Source organism: Prochlorococcus marinus str. MIT 0919 (assembly GCF_027359375.1).
GTDB lineage: Bacteria > Cyanobacteriota > Cyanobacteriia > PCC-6307 > Cyanobiaceae > Prochlorococcus_D.
The window spans coordinates 599268-619694 of record NZ_CP114779.1 but is presented as its reverse complement, the minus strand read 5'-3'; the positions used below and the strand labels follow the sequence as shown (position 1 = coordinate 619694).

Sequence of the window (20427 nt, the reverse complement as noted above, 5' to 3'; positions counted from 1 at the left end):
TTCTTAGGTTTAAGTCCAAGTTTTCAGAACTGATGGGGACTAACCCTTCACTGAAAACTCAATTAACTTAATTTCTTACATACTATTTTCCCAACGCTATAAAGCGATCTAGATCTGCGGAATTGTTTTGTTACTGAGGCTGTCAGTTGATTTTAGAAAAGTAAGTAATATTTGCTAATCTGATGTTTGCTTAAAATTAGATTAATTAAATGATCAAAAGTTCTAATGCAATACCCAGCCTTCTAATAGCTCTTAGCCTACCTGTCTCTGCTTACGCACTTCCAACATGTGAGGGTGCTCCAGATGTTGGAGTTGAAGCGGTGTTAGTAGATAACTCTGGCAATTTTAAATATCGAGGCACTGCTGCTGTAAGAGCACCTGGAGAGAACCCTTCATTGCTTTTAATGGCAAGAAAAAGAGCTGAAACCGCAGCTAGGCGAGAACTAGTAAGATTTTGGGAAGGTACTGATCTTGTAGATATATGTTCTGACGATAGTGAAGAGATGCAAAACATCACCGTTGAAAATGATGTTGAGAATATTAATTACTCTGAAGTAACTAAAGTTACATGCTCAATTCGGACAAGTTCTAGTGGCCTTGTCAAAGGAGCAAAGTTTGGAGGAGCTTGTAAGTCGGGTGGAATGTATTACCTTTCACTGATAATTACACCTGAATCGATAAAAGCAGCAAGTAGTGGCAGCAGGCAAATGAGTGGGACTAGTGGAATGAGATCTATAAGGCCAAATCAAAACAGCAACTCATCAGGATCTAATAGCGATTTCTCCTCTTACGATAAATATGAGTTTTAGATACTTGTGCCATTTCATAGGCGAATTTCTCCTTTTGGGATATCTTCCTATAATTAAAGTAAGATGAAGTAAGGAAGGGAACTAAAAACTATGGCCAAACGATATGAGAATGAAGATCTAATTATAATAGACAAAAGAAAAGATGAAGGGGAAGAGGCTTTTGCCTTGGCTTTTGGGTGCCTTGTCGGGCTAATAACGGGCATAGGGACCATAATATTTAAGCTATTTGAATTTTTATCGCAAGAAGAGAATCAAAAAAAAATAAAGGTCTTAATAACTAAAATTGCATCAACTTCTAAAAAATACTCAAAGCAAATAATTTTATTCTGCAAAATTCATTGGAAGAAGATATTAATTGTTTATGCAGCCTTGATATGGACTGAATTCGTTTTGTTAGGCTTGGGAGTATTTTACTCTGTTAAATACTTAAACCCCAAGATTCTTCCTCTTTTATCAAGAAGAGCACCTTTTCTTGTGAATTCAAATCCAAAAAAGAAAATCCTAAGTTTTCTCATTGCATTACTATTAGCTTACTTAGGCTTTTCTTTTGGAAACTATTATCAGTCAGAAGTTGGTGGTGGATTTCATGCTCCTTCAAAGGAAGAGAGTATATTCCCCTATAACTTTTTTTATAAATCAAATAATGTATAAAATAGATAATAATCAGTCGATAGATTTGGGCACAGTTAGCAATAGTATTAAAACTAGCCTTTCAGAAAAATTCTAAAAGATTTACCTTAAATTTTTCTAATCTGGAGTACCTTTTATCTGATCAATCCTTAATATTATCTTTCTCAAAGAAGTTCTATGCATTGTATTTTACCTATTAGGCCATTTAAGGTGTATCAAATAACTGATAACTTCATAAAACCTCAAGTCAAGCAGAGTATATAAAATTAATTAGATCAGATTGTTTTTTAAGATTATTAAATTACTTATTACCAGAACATCTAGACCACTAGTAAAGAAAGTCCTTATAGCATCTATTTCTGTTTCAACATTTGGCTCACCATTTAGGTTGAATGAAGTATTTATTAATACTGGTATTTCCTTCTGATCATACATAAATTTTAAAATACTCACCAATAGACCTTCAGTATCATCGTCAATAGTTTGAAGCCTAGCACTACCGTCAGAATGAGTAATAGCGGGCAAATCTTTTACAAACTCTTCCTTTACGTATGCAACCTTCTCCATTGCTGCACAAGAGTATCCATCTTCAACTTCAAAATATTTAGAAGCTTGGCTCTTTAAACACACTGGAGCGAAAGGTCTGTAATCCTCTCTATATTTTATTTTTTCGTTGATCAAGGCTTTGTTTTCCGATTTTGATGCAATACAAATAATACTTCTGGCACCAAGAGCCCTCTCACCAAATTCTGATTTGCCACTACAAATGGCTATTACCTTATTCTCTTTTAAGTATTTATAAATATCTTCTACTAAGCTTTTTTGTTCTTTATATGATTTATACGGTATTTGGAATTTATCCATTATTCTTGATGGTTCTTCTGATAATGACTTCCCAGTAAATAAAACCTGAGAATCTCTAATCCTTCTTTTCCCATATAGTATATTATGGTATGTAAACATCGCAGACCCAATTGAGTTACCTAAATCGGCAGGTGATTGTGATATAAATACGTTCTTATATAATGATGATCTTTCTAACTGACCGTTAAAAACACAATTCATAAAGAAGCCACCTGACAAGCAAATATTTTTTCGGTTTGAATTGTGTTCTTTTGATACTTTTTTAAGAGCTCTAAATGTATAATCAGTGATAAAAGTTTGCATTGCTGTTGCTACATCAATCTGCCAACTTCTTATTTCTAGATCATTCCTATTATTAATAAGTTCTGGGCAATCTAGCTTTTCTCTTAGCAGTTTGGTTGTTAGGTACTTTTCTCTTGGCTGATCTGTATTGAAGTATTCATTTTTTAAAAATGGCGCAATGCCTTCTTCAAGTGTACTTTCCTTAAAAACTTGAATATACTTATCAACCTTATTTTTATCCGATTCACAAGCACTTAATGCCATTACCTTCCATTCATCAGAATCACTCTTATATCCTAGTAATTCAGTAATAGCTGCATAAAAAGCCCCTGTTGAAGATGGTTGCTTTGATATGTATTTCTTGTTGATATTACTTTGATCAAACAAGCCGTAGATTCCAGTTTCTCTTTCACCCATAAAATCAAGACTTAAAAAGTCTCCTTCTTTAAAGGGTGATTGATATATTGCATTGCTAGCATGAGCTAAATGATGTCTAACAAAGTAGATATCAGGAATGCTTTCTCCTGATGTCCTAATCATAGACCAATCTAAATCTTTATCTAAATTATTTGATTGTGATAAAAAAGCTTCAACTAATTTATAAAAGTACAGTTCTCTTGGCCTGTTAGGCAAAATACCATTTATTTTAGTAGCTTCTACAATAGGATTCCAGCCAACAGCAATTGCATCAATTTCAGAAAAATTAATTTCCAGATGAGACAACCCAGCATTTATTGAATTAAATGGAAATGATTTATCTCTCTTAATTCGGCTAAATCTTTCCTCACACATAGCAAAAAGTACTTCCCCATCTTTAATAAAAGCTGCTGAGGAATTAATTTCGAAAGCATTTAGGCCAAGAATTAGCAATTTACGTTAGCAAATAAGTAAATCTAATTATACCAACTTTACAAACAAGCTATGTAGCTTTCAAAATTTGTCAAATATTTTGCCACACTCCTTACTTCCCTTTTGCCAGTGAATATCCAAATCTTCTTACAAAATTCTTTGTCATACTTATCTAATACATTTAACCTATCAGGTTGATAAATTGAGTCTATTCTGCTTAAATTTGCTTGAGTGATAACTTTTGAGCTTTATTTAATGTAATAGTAAAAGCAACATGTAGATAAGAAATTTTAAACACTTAGGCGAAAATGAGTTATGATATAATTATATTATAAAATGACCACTAAAAACTTTAAGATATTTAGCGAAACATGAGTGGAATAGAAGTAGTCAAAGCTGGATATGAACATTCTAAAGTGATATGGCAGTGGCGTAATGATCCACTCACTCGAAGAATGTTTATTAGTGAGGATGAAATCTCATGGGAAGAACATATGATTTGGTATGAAAAGCTTATAGAGGATAATTCTAGAAAGTTATATGTTGGGATTCTAAAGGATTTACCAATAGGAGTTGTTAGATTTGATAATTGCTTTATGACTAATAAGTCTTTTGATATTAGTATTAATATCTCTCCAAGCAATAGGGGCCAAGGTATTGGTAAAGCTTTACTTGGTAAATCTATAAAAATATTTTCACAAGAAGTAAAATCTTGTAGATTGATTAGAGCTGAAATTAAAAATCATAACTTATCAAGTATCAGGATCTTCACTTCTTGTGGCTTTATTTCTTCTGTATTAAATTCTCAAACAACTATATTTGAATTATCTATTTAAGGTTTTTTTGATTAACAAATATTATAGAATCAAGCATCCTTTCATTTTGTACCAAGTCTCTTAGCTAAACCAATTTTATATCACAAATCTATAATTACTTGATTTCTATCAGTGATTAGAACAAAAATCATTTTATCAACAATTTTGGGCAAATTTATTGGTAGGCGACTTTTTCAACGATTGTACCCATACCTTGAGTAGTTTATAGATCGGGTTACTCTCACTCTGCACATATGCCTTTCGGGCTTATTATGAAAATATCAAACTAGATTTATTCAAGTAAATCTAACCATCACTGCTTCAAGTAATTAAAATGAACAATGATACTAATAATAAAGTTCTAATCATAGTAGCGCATACAGATGATGAAACTCTAGGACTAGGCGCAACGATAGCTAAGCATGTATCTAATGGAGACAAAGTTTACGCTTTATCTATGACCAATGGGATAGGAGCAAGAGAAAATGTCAAACAAGAGGAAATCGATATTAGAGCTAAAGCAGCATATGAAGCATCTAATGTTCTAGGGTTCAAATGGTTAAAAGGTGGAAATTTCCCTGATAATGCTATGGATTCAGTTCCAGTTCTCAATATTATTAAATTCATTGAAGAAGCAAAGAAGGAAATAGAGCCATATTTAATTTATACTCATAGCTCAGCCGATTTGAATATTGATCATAGGGTAGTAAACCAAGCTACATTCACTGCATTTAGGCCACAGGACAAAGAAATCTGGCAAGAAATACGCACATTTGAAGTTCCATCTTCTACAGACTATGGACACAAATCCATAACAAATTCATTTTCTCCAAATTTGTATATAAATATTTCCGAATGGTGGAACAAAAAATTATGTGCATTACAAATATATTCTAACGAAATTCGCAAATCACCTCACTCAAGATCCATAGCCGGCATAGAAAACTTGGCTAAATATAGGGGTAATCAAGTTGGTCTATCTTATGCAGAGGCCTTCGAGATCATTAGGAAAATAGAAAGATGATGAATTATGTAGTAGCAACATCAAAAGATTGGTTTTTAAATCTTCCTAAATCAGAGGAATATAGGCAATTATCGATAGATTATATTTCTGACAGAGCAGATCTTTCAATAGAGAACTTAGAAAAAATTAATCCACGTTATATTTTCTTTCCACATTGGAGCTGGAAAATAGATTCAGAAATTTATAATAGATATGAATGCATATTATTTCATACAGCACCTCTTCCATACGGGAGAGGTGGCTCACCAGTTCAAAACCTAATTTTAAAGGGCTTTAAAAAATCACCGGTATGTGCTTTAAGAATCAATGAGACTTTGGATGCTGGACCAATTTATTGCAAACAAGAAGTTTCCTTGAAAGGTAATATCGATAGCATTTTTGCGCGGATAGGTGCACTCATAGAGGATATGATTATATATATTTGTATTAATAAACCTACCCCAATAGATCAAGAAGGAGATCCATATACTTTTAAAAGACTTAGCTATAAGGATAACGAATTAAATTCGGCATTTTCTTTAGATGAGATTTATGACAGGATAAGAATGGTTGATGGAAAAGATTATAAAAGTTCTTATATTAGTTTTGGTCAATATAAGATTGAATTCACTAATGCTGAAATTAAGAATAACGAGATATCAGCTAAAATTAAAATATCCTATAAAAATAAAGAGTAGCTAATATTATCTGTAAAATTCAATTAAAATTTGATTTGTTTATAACATCCCATGAAACACGATCACCACGTACAAGGTCTACAGAAACTGTTTTATTAATAATTTGATCTAAGTATTTTGGAGCCAAACCATATCCTGGTCGAATTCTTCTCACATGATCTTTAGTAATAACTTCGCCTGCTTTTATATCTTTAACAAAATACAATGACCTTCTAAAGATTTTATTTTTAATTTCAAGAGGTGATCTTTTCAATTCTTTAGTTCCTAAAGCCTCCCAGCATGACTTTGTTTTAAGTACAAGTTCTTTTAGTTCCTTAGGCTCTATAGAAAAATCACTATCTGGCCCCTTATCTTCCCTACTAATTATAAAATGCTTCTCTATAGCTACAGCTCCTAAAGAGATAGCTGCCAAAGCAGAAGTGTTAGATCTGGTGTGATCAGAAAGACCTATTTCAACGTTAAACTTCTCTCTTAAAAAATCAATTGTTTTAATATTTGCTTCAGAAGTAGGCGTAGGATAGCTACTTATACAATGAAATAAAAGAATATCTTTACAGCCTGCCAAAAAAGCCGTATCTATAGCTTCAGAAATTTCTTCAAGGCTTGCCATGCCAGTAGAAATAAGCATTGGCTTTCCTTTTTTTGCGACATATTCAATTAATTGAAGGTCAGTTAACTCAAAAGATGCAATTTTATATGCTGGTACATCCAAGTTCTCTAGAAGATCAGCAGCTTCCTCGTCAAAAGGAGTTGAAAATATTGTTATGCCTATTTCTTTTGCGAAATTAAATAATTCATGATGCCAATCATAAGGAGTGCTTGCCTCTTCATATAAATCAAAAAGTTTGTACCCATCCCATAAACCTTCCTTTATTATAAAATCTTCCATGTCACAATTTATTGTCATAGAATCGGCATTATATGTTTGTAATTTTATTGCATCAGCCCCGCAATCCTTTGCATATCGAATCGTTTCCTTTGCTTTTACAATCGAGCCATTATGATTAGCAGATAACTCGGCAATGATGTAAGGAGGTTTTTCCAGGCCTATCTCCTTACCATTAATTTCAAACATGTTCAGGACCTGTTAATTCATATTAAATATATCTCCTCTTAATATAATTGTACAGATTTTAATTAACTCTCAACTGAGATAGCGATTATAAATTTGTCTTATAGGCATAAGAACTTTGAATATGATGCATTTTTAGATGTTTTAAAGCCTTGATCAAGTTAGAGTTGTCTGGATTGGCATTGATAATAAAATACTTAGATCTAATTGATGCTATTGGTGCTAATGGAACATGATTATTAATTACTAGTTTAATTATTTCAACATACTCCTCATATTTATTTGAACTTGTATTGATACCAATTGTATTTTCATTTGTTAAATATACCGATCCATGATACTTGTTCATCTTTTTAATTAGGTACCATTTTCTATATTTACAGGACTTGACAAAAATTATATGTTCTTCAAATGTTGGAATTGATTCATGGCTAATATTAAACTTTTTATTTTGCAAAAGAGTATATAAATATTTAATGTGGTCTGCATCATCTACATTTACTTCTACTAAGGCAATCATATTAAAGCAAATATTTTTCTTATTCTAGCACTTTATTCTTTAAAATATCAAACCCTTTACTTATATCAGTTATAGGGCTAGCATTAATCTAATTTATTAAAGAAGTTGTAAAAGCAACTCTTATTTTATATCTATTATTCTAATAGGAATATATTCTATTATATTTCAGCTTTAACCAGTAATTATCATAGGCTAAATCAAATCATTATGCACAGACAACCTTCTCACTGTAATTAGGCAATAGCAACCTATGCACTGCTTTGAATTCATTAATGCCTTAATTATTCTCCAGATATTATCAACTCTTATTTCAATAGTAGAGCAATAAACTACATTAATCATCGTTGATTTTAAAATCAAACTTATTCTTGTTATTGTCCTAAAGGAAATCCTTTGTAAACTTCTTCTATAGTAAATGCTTTAAAATTTGAAATTTCCTTGGATTTATATATAATTAAATGTAATTTTTAATTTTAAAAGATTATAAAGCAAGGTTTTGATGAATATCGCTTTAATTCCAGCCCGAGGGGGAAGCAAGCGCATCCCCAGGAAAAATGTAATTAATTTTCGAGGGAAGCCTATGATCTCATGGTCAATAAAGGCCGCTATAGATTCAAAATGCTTCCAAAAAGTTATTGTGAGTACGGATGACAAGGAAATTGCAGAAATAGCACTTCAACAAGGAGCAGAAGTTCCATTTTTAAGACCGTCTCATCTTGCTACTGATCAAATAGGTATTCAGCCTGTCATTAGACAGGCTATTGAATGGCTTGAAAGCAATTCTTTTAGTATTAATTCAGTGTGTTGTCTTTTAGCTACAGCACCATTCGTTAAATCATCAGATCTTTATAAAGCTTTTGAATTGTTGAACACTATAGATTTAACTTCATTTGTTTTTACAGCCACCTCTTTCCCTTTCCCTATTCAGAGGTCTATAAAGATAGGGTCTGATGGACGCTCTAGTATGTTTTATCCTGAGAATTACAACGTACTAAGTCAGGATTTAACAGAATCTTTTCATGATGCTGGTCAGTTTTACTGGGCGAGCCCTACAGCGTGGAAGCAAACAGCTAATATTTTTAACAATGGATACCCTTTACTTCTTCCAAGATGGCGGGTGCAGGATATAGATACAATGGAGGATTTACTTAGAGCTGAAGTATTACATGAAGTAATCAGCAAGAAAGCAGAATGATCATGTGAGACAATTTTTTATAATTTAATTAGAAGCCTATAATGTACGAGATAATCCAATTATTGCTTATCCCCACATGTATATAGTTGCGGAAATTGGAGTTAATCATGATGGATCACTTGAAAAAGCAATAAAATTAATCGACGCCGCTGTTGAATGTGGTTGTAACGCTGTTAAATTTCAAAGTTTCTATGCTAATAGGTTAGTTTCTTTAAACGCACCCAAGGTTAATTACCAACTTAGGTCCAGCTCAGAGTCGGAATCACATTATGAAATGATTAAGCGATTGGAATTTAATGATGATAAGCTTGAAAAAGCATTACAGCATGCAAATCATAAGAAGATAGATTTTATTACCACACCTTATGATCCTCTATCTGCTGAAGAAGCTTATAAAATAGGTGTTCGAATGTTTAAAACTGCATCAGCAGATCTTGGGGATCAGTTTATTCATAAATGCTTGAATTCATTCAATACAAAAAAAATTATATTAGCAACTGGAATGTCATCTATTAATGAGGTCCAAGATTGCTTGGTCAATTATTCAAGCATTAACCCTACTATCCTTCATTGTGTTTCAGCTTACCCATGCCCTGACTCTGATATTAATGCAAGATGTATAACCACTATGAAAAATAGTTTACCTAATAATGAGATTGGCTTTTCAGATCATAGCGAAGGAATTACATCTGCGATTATTTGTGCATCAATTGGAGTACGATTCTTTGAAAGACACTTTACTTTATGCCGATCAGACCAAGGACCAGATCATTACGCATCATCTGATATTAAGGAAATGAAATCATATGTGGAGGAGTTAAGAAGAGTAGAAAATATTCTTGGCTCAGAAAGTAAAAAATGTAGAGAAAGTGAAATTGGTATGTCTAAGATATCTAAAAAAGGAATTGTAGCTAAGAAAGATTTAAAGATCGGAGATTATATAAATTATGAAAATATCTATGCTATTCGGCCAGCCATAGATGGCATATCAATAGATCAACTAAATCAAATATTAGGACGCAAGGTTATTAAATCAATAATTAGAGGTAAATTTATTAAATGGGAAAATTTAAGTTAGGTTTACATTTTTATATCTTTTAATTATTTCTATAAACTATATTTATATAGTTGAGAGGTCTTTAAGTTTAAAGTAAGCTATAAACTTTTTATTATTCAGGTGAATCTTTCCAACTCTTTTCAAGAAAAAATATAAATCTATTAGTTCAGCATATTTTAAGCAATTCAATGTTTCCCAACTTGCTATAGATTTATATATTTGATCACTTTTATCAACACTCTCCCAAATATCATCACACATAATAATGGTAGATTGATGTGCTAAAGCAATTGAATTCATTATATCTGAACAGACAAAAGGGTATCCATGTGCGCCATCTATCCATATTAGATCAAACTTTTTCTTGCGAAGTGTGGTTTGCATTATTGCCAAGGAATTCATTTGGATAAACTCTATATTATTTCTGGAAGCTATAATCTTATCCCTGGCAATATTAAATCTATTTCTTATTTCGCTATCTTCTCTACTATATGTCTGCTTATAAATAGGGTCATTATTTTTCAAGTCTATTGTATATATTTTTGAGTTCTCAAATAATGCAGACAAAATTGTTGTGCTAATAGCATCATATGTTCCAATTTCAAGTACAGAATCTATATTCTTCTTCTCTAGCGCTATTCCTGCGAATATAATTAAATGTTCTGAGTACATACCATAGTCCTCATCGTATTTATTTAATCCTAATTGTTTAAGTATTACATTTAAATGCTTAATACTCTTATCCCTTTGCAGGCCAAGTTCTTTATATATTTTAGTTTGGGAATCTATTCTTTTGTTTGTATTACACCTAAACTCTAGATATTCTAATTTTATCAGATTAATTATTTTTAGAGGATTTTTAATTAATTTTAGTAGCTTAAAAGCCATCATGCCTGATTCTTTTATAAGGATTCTAGCATTTGAATTTTTACGAATGAAAGACATCGAAGTCATTTTCTTCAAGACTTGGATTCTTAAATATTAAGCACCTGCATATCGGAAGCTTTGAGTAAAATGAAATAGTACCTTCATAGTTTATAATATCAAAGTAATCTGTACCAAAAGGTGGTATGGATTTACTAGATATTATAGTTGAATCTCTATTATAATTTTCTTTTAAATCTACTTTCAAATTTATTTTGGTGGGATTATTAAATACGAGGTGGTAATGGTTAAACTTATTGAAAACATACATTGGTGTGTAGCAATAAAGCTTATTTCTCTGCTTTGCTGCACTTAGAAATAAATTAGGTGGATATATGCCACCAAAATTGCCATGTACGACACTACCTAAGCTACCATTAATTTTCGTATATACAGAGTATCCTCTATGTTGGCTATGAATATTACTTTCATTCCTAAAAGTCAGATTCCTATTTTTAATTTTATATGATTCATGAGTAAATGATATATATTCACTCTTTTCTTTTATAGAAGGCAGTTCCATCCTTGAAAAGTAATTACTATCAATTATTTTATGCGATTTTATTTGCTTGCCATATTTGTCGTAAAATCTAAGCATATGACAAACTTCTACTTGTCTCCCTTCGAATAGTGCGTAGATATTCTCAGCAATAAAAGTGTTCATATAGCACCCTCTCGAATATATAAAGAAATCACTATAAGATTTTCTAGGTAATATTCGTGACATTAAGTTATATGGCTCATAATCTCTCTCTAGAAATCTATTTACAAGTTTTCTTTTTCTAGTAGTCAAAAACTCCATAATTGTATTCATATTCCTTTGACCCAATTGCTTCTTAGCTTTTTGATCGATAAATTATTTTTGTACGGCCAAAAAAGTTCACTAGGAGGATGAGTATGTTCAACTGTGATTTGATATTTTAAATTGCTTATTCCAGCAGTGATAAATATAGGAATAAATGTTGCCTTATTGCATATAATAAACAAATTATCATTGCTAGCATTACTGGTTGCCTTTAGATTATCAGGCAGTTTGTAAGAAATAAATGAATTACATTTAACTTTTAGGTTGTCTAATTCTTTTCGGTCTGAACTTCTAAATATTGATACTTCATATTCGTCCCTAGCTCTAGCATCTACCTTTAGATTCATAAGAAGCATAAATGAACTACAACCTTCAACATTGTCTTGCCTTAGAGTGTCAAAAGTTAAAAATGAACTTTTCATAGCTTTAGCAAGCATGTGGGGATACTCTCCTTGATAAGAGGATGTTGAGCTTCCAAAGGTGAAGTTGTAAGAAGCCCTCTCTGCTATTGGACTTTTGTCAACTCTAGAAGAATATGGCTCCGGGAGAATTAAGCATCTATCGGGGTTGTCACTTTTATTAGATCTTACAACTACTGCCATGGTTGTTTCTGGCAAATTAAGATCACCACGCTTTATCTCTATATAATCTCCATAAGCACAATTAATTTGACTATATTTTATCCAGCAATAATCTTTTATATAGTATATACAATAGTGTATATCACTGCTTTTAATTTCATAATTCATTTCAATGCGATTACTTGCCATATTAATTAGAGTTATTGATGAAGAGACCTTTGATTTGCTTGAACCAGGATTTATATAGAAATCACACGGAATTGGATAATATGAACTCATCCTTCAGGAACTATTCTTACTTATTCTATATCTTACTAATGTCAATAGTACTAATTTAACCATTTCTAACTAAACCAATTCCATATTTGATCGTCCCTATTACATTAATATTTGACTAATGTATTGCGAATTAGCAATTATAGTTAGTTGTAAAAAATATTACAGTTGTACTTTTTGTTTCTAGTTCTAGCCCCTCTAATCTATTATAGTTTTAATTTCTTCCTGCTTAGGACATTATTTTTAGGAATTCCATTGAAGCCTTTCCCAGACTATCCCTGGTAATTACTTTGATTTTGCTCAATTATAATTAAATCTATGAACCAGGTAAATCAGAAACCTAATCAAATATTCAGTCAAGGCGAAATATTTTCAGCACACGCAAAAACTATCTTTAATAAGACTAGCGCAATACAGCTTCGCCAGCTTGTAGATAAAAGTATTTGCTCGAAAGCTCTAAATTATTTGGTCGATAATGAAAGTGATATTATTGCGAAGTATTCTTCTGATAAAAAGGGGCTTTCAGTTGATGAGATAGATGGTCGTAAATACATTAAATATTTTGAATACCCTTTGAATGAATCCAGGGAATTGTTCGGTAAATTCATTAATTCTAATATTTTCGAAATTGCAACTTTTTTTCTTGGACAAAAAGTTTATTTAAATAGCCTAGAAATACATTCCCGTTGTCCATTGGGCTCTGCCATACCCCCCCATCAAGACAACGCTTATTATGGTCTAATAAATGGATCTGGTTTGACTTTTTATATACCTATTAATGAAGAATATGCTTCTAAAGGAGGTCTGAAATATTATATTAATTCATCCGATATAGATTTTGCACATAAGCCTTCCGAAGCCAAAGGCTTTTCATTGACAATATCAAATCCAAATGTTATCAATTTTGATACATTTGAGCCGAATTATAGGCCAGGTGACTGCACTATTCATCATTCAAGAAGCTTACACTTTGCAGATCCTGTCCCTCCTTCAGCTGAGCGTGGATTTGTTGTAAGACTTACTCTTCATGGTATTTCAGAAGTTAAGAAAGAAGGTCATGATCTATGGTATGAAAAAATGATCAAACTTAACCGTTTGAAAGCAAACCCTTGATCACAAGATATTATCTAACTCGTTTCCCATGCATAAATTAGCAGTAATTATTCCTGCAAGATCAGGCTCAAAAGGTCTACCAGGAAAGAATCTCAAGAAACTCTATGGAAAGCCTTTGGTAGATTATTCTATAGAGCTTGCGAAGAAACTTAGTTGTGTAAGCAATATAGTTTTAACTAGTGACTCTTTAGATATCCTGAAGAGAGGAGAAGAGTATGGTGTTGAATGTTTGCAAAGACCTTCTTACCTTGCTTCTGACAATTCTTCTGTAATAGATACACTCATTCATGCTAGCGATTGGATAATAGATAATTTAAACCCTTCCCTTAAATCAATTTTGCTTTTACAGCCAACTTACCCTATAAGAAGTTTAAATGAGATTAATAAATCAATGGAATTATTTGTTAATCAGAACTATAAAACATTAGTATCCGTAAGTGAAATGAGGGAGCACCCTTGTGAATGTGTAAAATTAGATGATACAACGGATTCATGGAGTTATATCGTAGATCCTAACGGCCGAGTAAACAGGCAATCCTATCCAGGCGGATATTATTTCATTAATGGAAATTTTTATTTTTCTGAATTAAATATTTTAAAAGGCAGAAGAACATTTTTTCATGCTTCAACAAAATTTTATAAAAGTAAAGATAGATATCCGGTCGATATTGATAGTATTGAAGATTTTCACTTTGCAGAGTATCAATTACTTAATAATCTAAGCAATTAATTATTTTAATTTTTATTCAAAATTAAAACATTTCCAAAATTGAATCTTTCAATATATCTACAACATAGATCAACTCATCACTTCTTAGGCTTGCCGAGGATGGTAGGCAAATACCATTTGAAGCGATATTATTGCTAATTTCTAAACCTGATGATTTTCTATATTTTTCATATGGAGGCATTTTGTGAAGTGGATAGAATGTAGGGCGTATATCTACTCCTCTTCCTCTTGAGTTTCTAATAAGTCTATCTCTATCAATACTCTCTTCTAGTATCAATGTATATAACCAATTTGAATGGTAAATTTTCTTTTCTATATAAGGTAGCATTTTTATACCTTTAATTCCCATTAGTTTATTTTGGTATTCAGTTAACAGTTTTTTCTTCCGAGCTAAAATATTATCTAGATTTTCAAACTGAGCAACACCTAAAGCGGCTTGTAAATTTGTTAACCTATAATTATACCCAACCACTTCATGCCAATACCTTTTGTCGGGTTTCATTCCATGATCACGAATAATTCTAGCTTCGCTGGCGATACTTTTATCTTTAAAAAGAACCATCCCTCCTTCCCCAGTTGAAATGGTCTTGTTCCCATAAAAACTAAATGTTGCAGCATCTCCGAATGTACCAACAGGCCTGCCATCCCTTTTACTACCTAATGCTTCGGCACAATCTTCGATTAAAAGCAATTTATTTTCCTTTGCAATTGAAATAATCTCGTTCATATTACAAACTTGACCGTATAAATGGACAGGTATAATGGCTTTAGTATTAGTTGTAATCAGCTTTCTTATTTCGTTAGGCTCTATGCACCAAGTTTTCTTATTTATTTCGCAAAATACAGGCTTCGCTCCACAATAGATAACTGAATTTGCAGTAGCTGCAAAAGTAATATCCGGAACAATTACTTCGTCCCCTGATTTGATACCAAGAGCTAAAAGAGCAAGGTGTAATGCAATGGTTCCATTGCATACAGCTAAGGATTCCATTTCAGAATGCATTACTTTAAACTGCTGCTCAAATCTTCTTACATATTCCCCTTGCGAAGAGATCCAATTGGTTTCCAAGCAGTCAAGAACATATTGCGATTCCATGCCTTTAAGGAAAGGCTCTAACAAGGGTATCCTATGAGAGCCAAGTTGATCTGCAGCGCCTACTAGACACCCATTGTTATCAATTAAAGGTATTAGTTTTAAGTTTGGCTTGAATGTTTCCCTAATTAACCTCTCATCACTTTCAACCGGAAGGGATATAAAATCTCTTACCATTATTTTAGATATAGGTTCTTTTAAAATTGACCCACTAACAATTGCCCTTCTGATATCACCATCAGTTACTAACCCAACAAGTATTTCATTATCTAAAATGAAACATATTCCACGCTTATTTTCAGAAATAATTATCATTACTTCTTTTAATGTCATATCACTTTGCGCAACTAATGACTTTAGAAATTCCATATTAACTATTTAAAAAACTCTTAACTATCAATTGTTGGTTCAATAGTTCAGAAGTTGCTGTGTTATACACCTCTAAGCTATAATATTGTAGATCTTTTTTAAGATATGGCCAGAACCAAGAGTTTAAAGTTACAGGTTTATTTTCATCTCTTATTCCATTGTTATCGCTTAAGTGATAGCCTTTTATCCATTTAGATACAAGATTAAGGAATTCTATGGGATTATATGAAAGAGTTGTGGCTGAAACTTTTAAGTGAGCCAAATCAACTAACAAATTTATATTATCAGGTGTATTTTTCATTACATAAATGCATTCTTCACAAGTACTCATTAGAAATGGGTCAGATTGGAACTCTTTGAAGTTTGCTTTAGATATGACATTATTTTCAACAAGTAAATCAACTCCAAGTTCCCTTGCTCTCTCTGAAATTATATTTAGCCTATCAATAAATAATTTTAATCCTTGATCTCTTGAAAGAAGTTGTTTTTTTTTAATTCTTTTCCCGAGTTGATCCACTTTAGGATCAATTAGGAAACCTGCATGAAAACTATATCTAGGCTGATCAAGTCTTAAGGATAACTCCATAGCCTTATATATATGTTTAATACTAAGTTCTGAAATATCAGGATTTTTAGAAGCTAGATTTAGGACAAAAGGCTCTTCTGGAGGGGGGAAGTAATTGTGGACTTGGAAATCTATCTTTGCTCTTAACTTTACAATTTCCTCTATAGCATTAGGACAATGAACACCGCCAGATAGTTCGACAGCAGTTATACCATTGCTGTAAAAATCTTTAGATGCTTCTAAAGCAGTCTTTTTATTATAGCCACCTGTAGAAAGGAAAATAGTCACTTTGTGAGATGCAAATTTATAGTTTTGAGTAGATTTTTTATTATCATTTTAATATATCTAAGATTTATTCTTTACTGCCAATAACCTTAAAGCCTTCTTTTTTTAGTGTTACTTCTTTAGCAGCTTCTTGCTTATCAAGATCAACCATCTCTGAAACTAAATTTTCTAAGCTTGAGCTGGGGTCCCAACCTAGTTTGTCTCTTGCTTTGCTTGCATCTCCTAGTAAATTGTCAACTTCTGAAGGTCGGAAATATCTTGGGTCAATTTTTATCACTACTTTCCCATCTGATCTTTTCCCAATTTCATTCAAACCTTTACCTTCCCATTCAATTTTTCCCCATCCTAGCTTTTTAGCTACTAGTTGAATAAACTTTCTAACTGACTCTTGTCGGCCAGTTGCTATCACAAAATCCTCAGGAGTCTCTAGTTGAAGCATCTTCCATTTCATTTGAACATAATCACGAGCATGTCCCCAATCCCTTAGAGCATCTAAATTGCCCATATACAAACATTCATCCAAGCCAGCATCTATCCTCGCTAGACCTCTTGTGATCTTTCTTGTGACAAATGTTTCTCCTCTTCGCGGAGATTCATGATTGAACAAAATTCCATTGCAGGCGTACATGCCATATGCTTCTCGATAGTTAACTATTATCCAATAAGAATATAACTTTGCTACTGCATAAGGAGAGCGTGGGTAAAAAGGTGTGGTTTCTTTCTGAGGTGATTCTTGACACAGGCCATATAGCTCTGATGTACTTGCCTGATAAATTCTAGTTTTTTGGGTTAATTTTAGTATTCTTACTGCTTCTAAAATTCTCAAGGTGCCTAAGGCATCTGCGTTTGCAGTGTATTCTGGACTCTCAAAACTTACTGCAACATGACTTTGAGCACCTAAATTGTATATTTCATCCGGTTGAATCTGTTGGATAATTCTAATTAAATTTGTGCTATCAGTAAGATCTCCATAATGTAAAACAATTCTTGGGTTTGGTTCATGTGGATCTTGATATAGATGGTCAATTCTCGAGGTATTAAAGTTGCTTGCTCGACGCTTTATTCCATGAACTATGTAGCCCTTATCTAGCAATAGTTCAGCTAGATATGAGCCGTCTTGCCCGGTAATACCGGTAATAAGTGCGACTTTGGGATTAGTGCTCATCATTTTTATTGTATTTCTTCAAGTGGAGATACAAGAAAGTGATTAAAGGTTTGTGGGATTTTTAAAAGAATTGTTCAATTTAGTTTTCTTAGTGCATAGCCTTCTGTTGCCATTAAAGCCTTTTACAGTTAAAAGATTCGTCCATCTTTGGTTTATTGCAATTATGAGGTCAGTCATAGCTTAAACAACAAGTTTTTATACCTTCCTCCAAAGATATAGTCGGTTTCCAGCCTAACTTTTGAAATCTTGATGAATCCAATATTTTGCGTGGAGTTCCGTCAGGTTTGCTTCTATCCCAATCGATTTCTCCTTTATAGCCAGTTGATTTTGCTATTAAACATGCTAGCTCTTGAATGGTTAGTTCTTCTCCAGAGCCTACATTTAAATAGTAGAGCTTTGATCCGTCAGAGGTTGTGGGTGAAGATTTGTCGGAAGGGTTCCAATATTCAAGGGCAAATTTGCATGCAGAGGCAAGATCACTGACATGTAAAAACTCTCTCTTAGGGGAGCCACTCCCCCAGCATGCAACTTTTTTTAAATCATTATTAAAGCCCTCTGAAAATTTCCGAATCATTGCTCCCATTACATGACCATTTTCAAGGTCAAATTTATCGCCTGGGCCATAAAGGTTTGGAGGTATAAGCGTTATGGCATCGAAGTTATATTGCCTTCTTAAAGCTTCACATAATTTTATGCCTGTAATTTTAGCTATTGAGTACCACTCATTACTAGGTTCTAGAATCCCACTAAGCAAAGCTTCTTCTTGAATGGGTTGCTCTGAATATTTTGGATAGATACAACTACTCCCTAAAAACAATAAACGCCTAACACCTTCTTTCCATGCAGTATTTATCACACTGTTTTGAATGGATATGTTCTCAATTAAGAATTCATATGGGTATTTAGAATTAGCTTTTATTCCACCCACTCTTCCTGCTGCAAGGATAACTACAGAAGGCTTATAGGCTTTGAACCAATTCTGAACATCTTTTTTTTCACAAAGATCTAGCTCATGTCTTTCAGCAGTAAGAATGTATTTGTAGTTATCTTGTTTTAAAGACTTTACAATTGCTCTGCCTGCCATTCCTCTATGGCCTGCTACGAAGATTCTGTCTTCTAAGTGAATAAGTCTCTGGTTCGATGATGTTTCCATATATATTTAAACCTTATAAAGAATCTTAACTTAAAACTTTCTTTACCTTCTGCTTTGTTTGAAAATTTTAGGATTGCTCCTACACTGAAATATGATTCAGGACTTCACTCTTAAATACTATTAAATAATTAAAGTTAATGAAAAGAATTTGTTTTTGTGTACTATCGCCATTTACAGAAAGGGATTATATTCGTTTTGGCATAGGAGAGTTATTATCTATTGGTTATTCTGTATTGGTCATAGATTGCACTCCCTTCTTGAACGCAAGATTTGAAAATTATATTAATGGTAATCAGATAAGATTTAAATCCCCAGTGGTTTATAGCTGTTACTCCTTATCAAGTTTTATAAAAAAAGTTTTTGAATTCTCGCCTGATTGGTGTGTTGATATTTTGGGGGGATTTTCAATTGAAAATTATTTAAAGAGAGTACTTATTAGATTATCTATTAAATTGAAAGCAAAAATTATCCAGTATAAGCTAACATCTTACCCGTATCCTAGCCTCCCAAGAAACCAATCTTTCTGCAGGAAAACTTTAAATTTACCCAAGTCTGCTGTCACCTATTTCTTGTCATTACCTTGGAAGATTGCCTCAACAGATAGGATCGCTGTTGGGGGATCTTTTGACTTTAATAAATTTACTAAATCTAATAAAACAGTAGTAAAGGTACACAATTTAGATTTTGATAATTATAAAAAATTCATATTAAAAAATAATTCGATAGAAACTTCTAATACGATTTTGTTTTTAGATGAAGATTTCCCCTGCCACTGCGATTTATTTAACCTAAAAGTGGAGCCGCCTGTAAGTGAGGCAAAATACTTTCAAGAAATCTCCAATAACCTAAATTTTCTTGCAAAGAAGTTGGCATTAAATCCATTGATCAAGTTACACCCTAGGGCTAATTATTCAAAATCATCATCACTATATAAGATTCCAATAACTAATTTGGATACAGTTAAGGCGATTGCTCAATCAAGTCTTGTTATTGCCCATTGCTCAACTGCTATTCAGCTAGCAGTTTTATTTATGAAACCAATAATACTTTTGATACCAAATGAGCTAAGTAAAAAAAGTATTTACTTTAAATCTATTGTCAAATTTTCTACTTTCTTAAATGTACCAGCTCTTAATTCGCAGGACTTAGAAAAGATTTATAAAATCCCTGAGGTTGATCAATCTAATTATGATAATTATTTGGAGAATTATGTAAAAATGAAGTCTTCATCAGATAAATTTTCTTGGGAAATTATTGCATCAGAAGTTTTTAGTAAAAATTAAAATTAATTGCTTCCTAAAGATTGCTATATATATAGCGATGTATTTACCAGTAAGGATCAGAAAATAAAGCCACATTCAATTTGCTTGAATTTGTTTTAGGAATTGAATGTATACAGGCTCTTAAAGTCTTTCCTTCCACTTCTATCTCGCAAGCCCCACAGCTGCCTTTTAGGCACCCAGTAGGTATGTCAAAACCTGCTTTGCAAGCTTCTTCAAGCCAGTTTGTACCTTCTTTTGCAATCGAAGTTTTACCATTTGGCCAATTTATTTGAATCATCTTCTCCTTCATTT

Annotated in this window: 21 protein-coding genes; 10 read left to right on the top strand and 11 right to left on the bottom strand. The window is 32.5% G+C overall.

All coding sequences use genetic code 11. The annotated features are described in order from the left end of the window. The first annotated feature begins 209 nt into the window (after nucleotides 1-209). Together O5635_RS03470 and O5635_RS03465 are read left to right on the top strand one after the other, a co-directional pair. On the top strand, nucleotides 210-809 hold the full coding sequence (locus O5635_RS03470; protein WP_036902508.1) for a hypothetical protein: 600 nt from the start codon (nucleotides 210-212) through the stop codon (nucleotides 807-809). 90 nt (nucleotides 810-899) lie between these two features. Then, nucleotides 900-1460, top strand: coding sequence for a hypothetical protein (locus O5635_RS03465; protein WP_036902509.1), 561 nt, complete (start codon nucleotides 900-902; stop codon nucleotides 1458-1460). Between the two features lie 249 nt (nucleotides 1461-1709). Here O5635_RS03465 and O5635_RS03460 read toward each other — a convergent pair whose 3' ends face one another. Further along, on the bottom strand, nucleotides 1710-3455 hold the full coding sequence (locus O5635_RS03460; protein WP_269607967.1) for a carbamoyltransferase C-terminal domain-containing protein: 1746 nt from the start codon (nucleotides 3453-3455) through the stop codon (nucleotides 1710-1712). A gap of 350 nt (nucleotides 3456-3805) precedes the next feature. On the opposite strand from O5635_RS03460, the gene O5635_RS03455 reads away from it, so the two are divergent. The 3 genes from O5635_RS03455 to O5635_RS03445 all read left to right on the top strand — a co-directional run bounded on the left by O5635_RS03455 (nucleotide 3806) and on the right by O5635_RS03445 (nucleotide 5950). Next, on the top strand, nucleotides 3806-4270 hold the full coding sequence (locus O5635_RS03455; RefSeq protein WP_036902510.1) for a GNAT family N-acetyltransferase: 465 nt from the start codon (nucleotides 3806-3808) through the stop codon (nucleotides 4268-4270). A gap of 313 nt (nucleotides 4271-4583) precedes the next feature. Beyond that, on the top strand, nucleotides 4584-5273 hold the full coding sequence (locus O5635_RS03450; protein WP_036902512.1) for a PIG-L deacetylase family protein: 690 nt from the start codon (nucleotides 4584-4586) through the stop codon (nucleotides 5271-5273). After that, nucleotides 5270-5950: a hypothetical protein gene (locus O5635_RS03445; RefSeq protein ID WP_052042951.1), complete on the top strand. Its 681-nt coding sequence runs from the start codon at nucleotides 5270-5272 to the stop codon at nucleotides 5948-5950. Before O5635_RS03450 ends, O5635_RS03445 begins: the two co-directional genes overlap by 4 nt. Nucleotides 5951-5969: 19 nt before the next feature. Here the strand turns inward: O5635_RS03445 and pseI are convergent, their stop codons facing one another. Beyond that, a complete protein-coding gene (pseI, locus tag O5635_RS03440) occupies nucleotides 5970-7025 on the bottom strand; it encodes a pseudaminic acid synthase (RefSeq protein ID WP_206537195.1) in 1056 nt (351 codons plus the stop codon). Nucleotides 7026-7110: 85 nt separating this feature from the next. Further along, nucleotides 7111-7542 carry a hypothetical protein gene (locus O5635_RS03435; RefSeq protein WP_036902514.1) on the bottom strand — a complete coding sequence of 144 codons (432 nt, stop codon included), beginning with the start codon at nucleotides 7540-7542 and terminating at the stop codon, nucleotides 7111-7113. Nucleotides 7543-8041: 499 nt separating this feature from the next. On the opposite strand from O5635_RS03435, the gene pseF reads away from it, so the two are divergent. Then, on the top strand, nucleotides 8042-8737 hold the full coding sequence (gene pseF / locus O5635_RS03430) for a pseudaminic acid cytidylyltransferase (protein WP_036902516.1): 696 nt from the start codon (nucleotides 8042-8044) through the stop codon (nucleotides 8735-8737). Nucleotides 8738-8813: 76 nt separating this feature from the next. Beyond that, a complete protein-coding gene (locus tag O5635_RS03425; protein ID WP_269607960.1) occupies nucleotides 8814-9815 on the top strand; it encodes an N-acetylneuraminate synthase family protein in 1002 nt (333 codons plus the stop codon). Between the two features lie 42 nt (nucleotides 9816-9857). On the opposite strand, the gene O5635_RS03420 is transcribed toward O5635_RS03425, so the two are convergent. The 3 genes from O5635_RS03420 to O5635_RS03410 form a co-directional block, all read right to left on the bottom strand. Beyond that, the gene (locus tag O5635_RS03420) at nucleotides 9858-10748 is read right to left on the bottom strand and encodes a class I SAM-dependent methyltransferase (RefSeq protein ID WP_081934290.1); all 891 of its coding nucleotides are present in this window, start codon (nucleotides 10746-10748) and stop codon (nucleotides 9858-9860) included. Further along, nucleotides 10723-11382: a hypothetical protein gene (locus O5635_RS03415; RefSeq protein WP_193742025.1), complete on the bottom strand. Its 660-nt coding sequence runs from the start codon at nucleotides 11380-11382 to the stop codon at nucleotides 10723-10725. The genes O5635_RS03420 and O5635_RS03415 overlap by 26 nt, the downstream gene beginning before the upstream one ends. Nucleotides 11383-11528: 146 nt before the next feature. Next, the gene (locus O5635_RS03410; protein WP_036902521.1) at nucleotides 11529-12383 is read right to left on the bottom strand and encodes a hypothetical protein; all 855 of its coding nucleotides are present in this window, start codon (nucleotides 12381-12383) and stop codon (nucleotides 11529-11531) included. A gap of 315 nt (nucleotides 12384-12698) precedes the next feature. On the opposite strand from O5635_RS03410, the gene O5635_RS03405 reads away from it, so the two are divergent. Further along, a complete protein-coding gene (locus tag O5635_RS03405) occupies nucleotides 12699-13493 on the top strand; it encodes a hypothetical protein (RefSeq protein ID WP_036902523.1) in 795 nt (264 codons plus the stop codon). Between the two features lie 28 nt (nucleotides 13494-13521). Further along, nucleotides 13522-14223 (top strand): cytidylyltransferase domain-containing protein, encoded by a 702-nt coding sequence (locus tag O5635_RS03400; protein WP_036902524.1) that lies wholly within the window; start codon nucleotides 13522-13524, stop codon nucleotides 14221-14223. 22 nt (nucleotides 14224-14245) lie between these two features. Here the strand turns inward: O5635_RS03400 and O5635_RS03395 are convergent, their stop codons facing one another. From O5635_RS03395 to O5635_RS03380, 4 genes are all read right to left on the bottom strand, one after another. Further along, the gene (locus tag O5635_RS03395) at nucleotides 14246-15685 is read right to left on the bottom strand and encodes an aminotransferase class I/II-fold pyridoxal phosphate-dependent enzyme (RefSeq protein ID WP_036902525.1); all 1440 of its coding nucleotides are present in this window, start codon (nucleotides 15683-15685) and stop codon (nucleotides 14246-14248) included. Nucleotide 15686: 1 nt separating this feature from the next. Continuing rightward, complete coding sequence (locus O5635_RS03390) at nucleotides 15687-16538, bottom strand: sugar phosphate isomerase/epimerase family protein (RefSeq protein WP_036902526.1); 852 nt, start codon at nucleotides 16536-16538, stop codon at nucleotides 15687-15689. A 64-nt stretch (nucleotides 16539-16602) separates the two neighbouring features. Beyond that, nucleotides 16603-17703 carry a GDP-mannose 4,6-dehydratase gene (gmd, locus tag O5635_RS03385; RefSeq protein ID WP_036902527.1) on the bottom strand — a complete coding sequence of 367 codons (1101 nt, stop codon included), beginning with the start codon at nucleotides 17701-17703 and terminating at the stop codon, nucleotides 16603-16605. A gap of 166 nt (nucleotides 17704-17869) precedes the next feature. Further along, the gene (locus O5635_RS03380) at nucleotides 17870-18853 is read right to left on the bottom strand and encodes a GDP-L-fucose synthase family protein (protein WP_036902528.1); all 984 of its coding nucleotides are present in this window, start codon (nucleotides 18851-18853) and stop codon (nucleotides 17870-17872) included. Between the two features lie 137 nt (nucleotides 18854-18990). Between O5635_RS03380 and O5635_RS03375 the strand changes: the two genes are divergently transcribed. Next, the gene (locus O5635_RS03375) at nucleotides 18991-20136 is read left to right on the top strand and encodes a hypothetical protein (protein ID WP_036902529.1); all 1146 of its coding nucleotides are present in this window, start codon (nucleotides 18991-18993) and stop codon (nucleotides 20134-20136) included. Between the two features lie 43 nt (nucleotides 20137-20179). Here the strand turns inward: O5635_RS03375 and O5635_RS03370 are convergent, their stop codons facing one another. Then, nucleotides 20180-20413: a 2Fe-2S iron-sulfur cluster-binding protein gene (locus tag O5635_RS03370; RefSeq protein WP_241462959.1), complete on the bottom strand. Its 234-nt coding sequence runs from the start codon at nucleotides 20411-20413 to the stop codon at nucleotides 20180-20182. Between the last annotated feature and the right edge of the window lie 14 nt (nucleotides 20414-20427).

Excerpts from the sequence above, each read along its gene's own strand:
- O5635_RS03470 (WP_036902508.1), top strand. The coding sequence starts at position 210 with ATGATCAAAAGTTCTAATGCAATACCCAGCCTTCTAATAGCTCTTAGC.
- O5635_RS03465 (WP_036902509.1), top strand. The coding sequence starts at position 900 with ATGGCCAAACGATATGAGAATGAAGATCTAATTATAATAGACAAAAGA.
- O5635_RS03455 (WP_036902510.1), top strand. The coding sequence starts at position 3,806 with ATGAGTGGAATAGAAGTAGTCAAAGCTGGATATGAACATTCTAAAGTG.
- O5635_RS03450 (WP_036902512.1), top strand. The coding sequence starts at position 4,584 with ATGAACAATGATACTAATAATAAAGTTCTAATCATAGTAGCGCATACA.
- O5635_RS03445 (WP_052042951.1), top strand. The coding sequence starts at position 5,270 with ATGATGAATTATGTAGTAGCAACATCAAAAGATTGGTTTTTAAATCTT.
- pseI (WP_206537195.1), bottom strand. The coding sequence starts at position 7,025 with ATGTTTGAAATTAATGGTAAGGAGATAGGCCTGGAAAAACCTCCTTAC.
- O5635_RS03435 (WP_036902514.1), bottom strand. The coding sequence starts at position 7,542 with ATGATTGCCTTAGTAGAAGTAAATGTAGATGATGCAGACCACATTAAA.
- pseF (WP_036902516.1), top strand. The coding sequence starts at position 8,042 with ATGAATATCGCTTTAATTCCAGCCCGAGGGGGAAGCAAGCGCATCCCC.
- O5635_RS03425 (WP_269607960.1), top strand. The coding sequence starts at position 8,814 with ATGTATATAGTTGCGGAAATTGGAGTTAATCATGATGGATCACTTGAA.
- O5635_RS03420 (WP_081934290.1), bottom strand. The coding sequence starts at position 10,748 with ATGACTTCGATGTCTTTCATTCGTAAAAATTCAAATGCTAGAATCCTT.
- O5635_RS03415 (WP_193742025.1), bottom strand. The coding sequence starts at position 11,382 with ATGAACACTTTTATTGCTGAGAATATCTACGCACTATTCGAAGGGAGA.
- O5635_RS03410 (WP_036902521.1), bottom strand. The coding sequence starts at position 12,383 with ATGAGTTCATATTATCCAATTCCGTGTGATTTCTATATAAATCCTGGT.
- O5635_RS03405 (WP_036902523.1), top strand. The coding sequence starts at position 12,699 with ATGAACCAGGTAAATCAGAAACCTAATCAAATATTCAGTCAAGGCGAA.
- O5635_RS03400 (WP_036902524.1), top strand. The coding sequence starts at position 13,522 with ATGCATAAATTAGCAGTAATTATTCCTGCAAGATCAGGCTCAAAAGGT.
- O5635_RS03395 (WP_036902525.1), bottom strand. The coding sequence starts at position 15,685 with ATGGAATTTCTAAAGTCATTAGTTGCGCAAAGTGATATGACATTAAAA.
- gmd (WP_036902527.1), bottom strand. The coding sequence starts at position 17,703 with ATGATGAGCACTAATCCCAAAGTCGCACTTATTACCGGTATTACCGGG.
- O5635_RS03380 (WP_036902528.1), bottom strand. The coding sequence starts at position 18,853 with ATGGAAACATCATCGAACCAGAGACTTATTCACTTAGAAGACAGAATC.
- O5635_RS03375 (WP_036902529.1), top strand. The coding sequence starts at position 18,991 with ATGAAAAGAATTTGTTTTTGTGTACTATCGCCATTTACAGAAAGGGAT.
- O5635_RS03370 (WP_241462959.1), bottom strand. The coding sequence starts at position 20,413 with ATGATTCAAATAAATTGGCCAAATGGTAAAACTTCGATTGCAAAAGAA.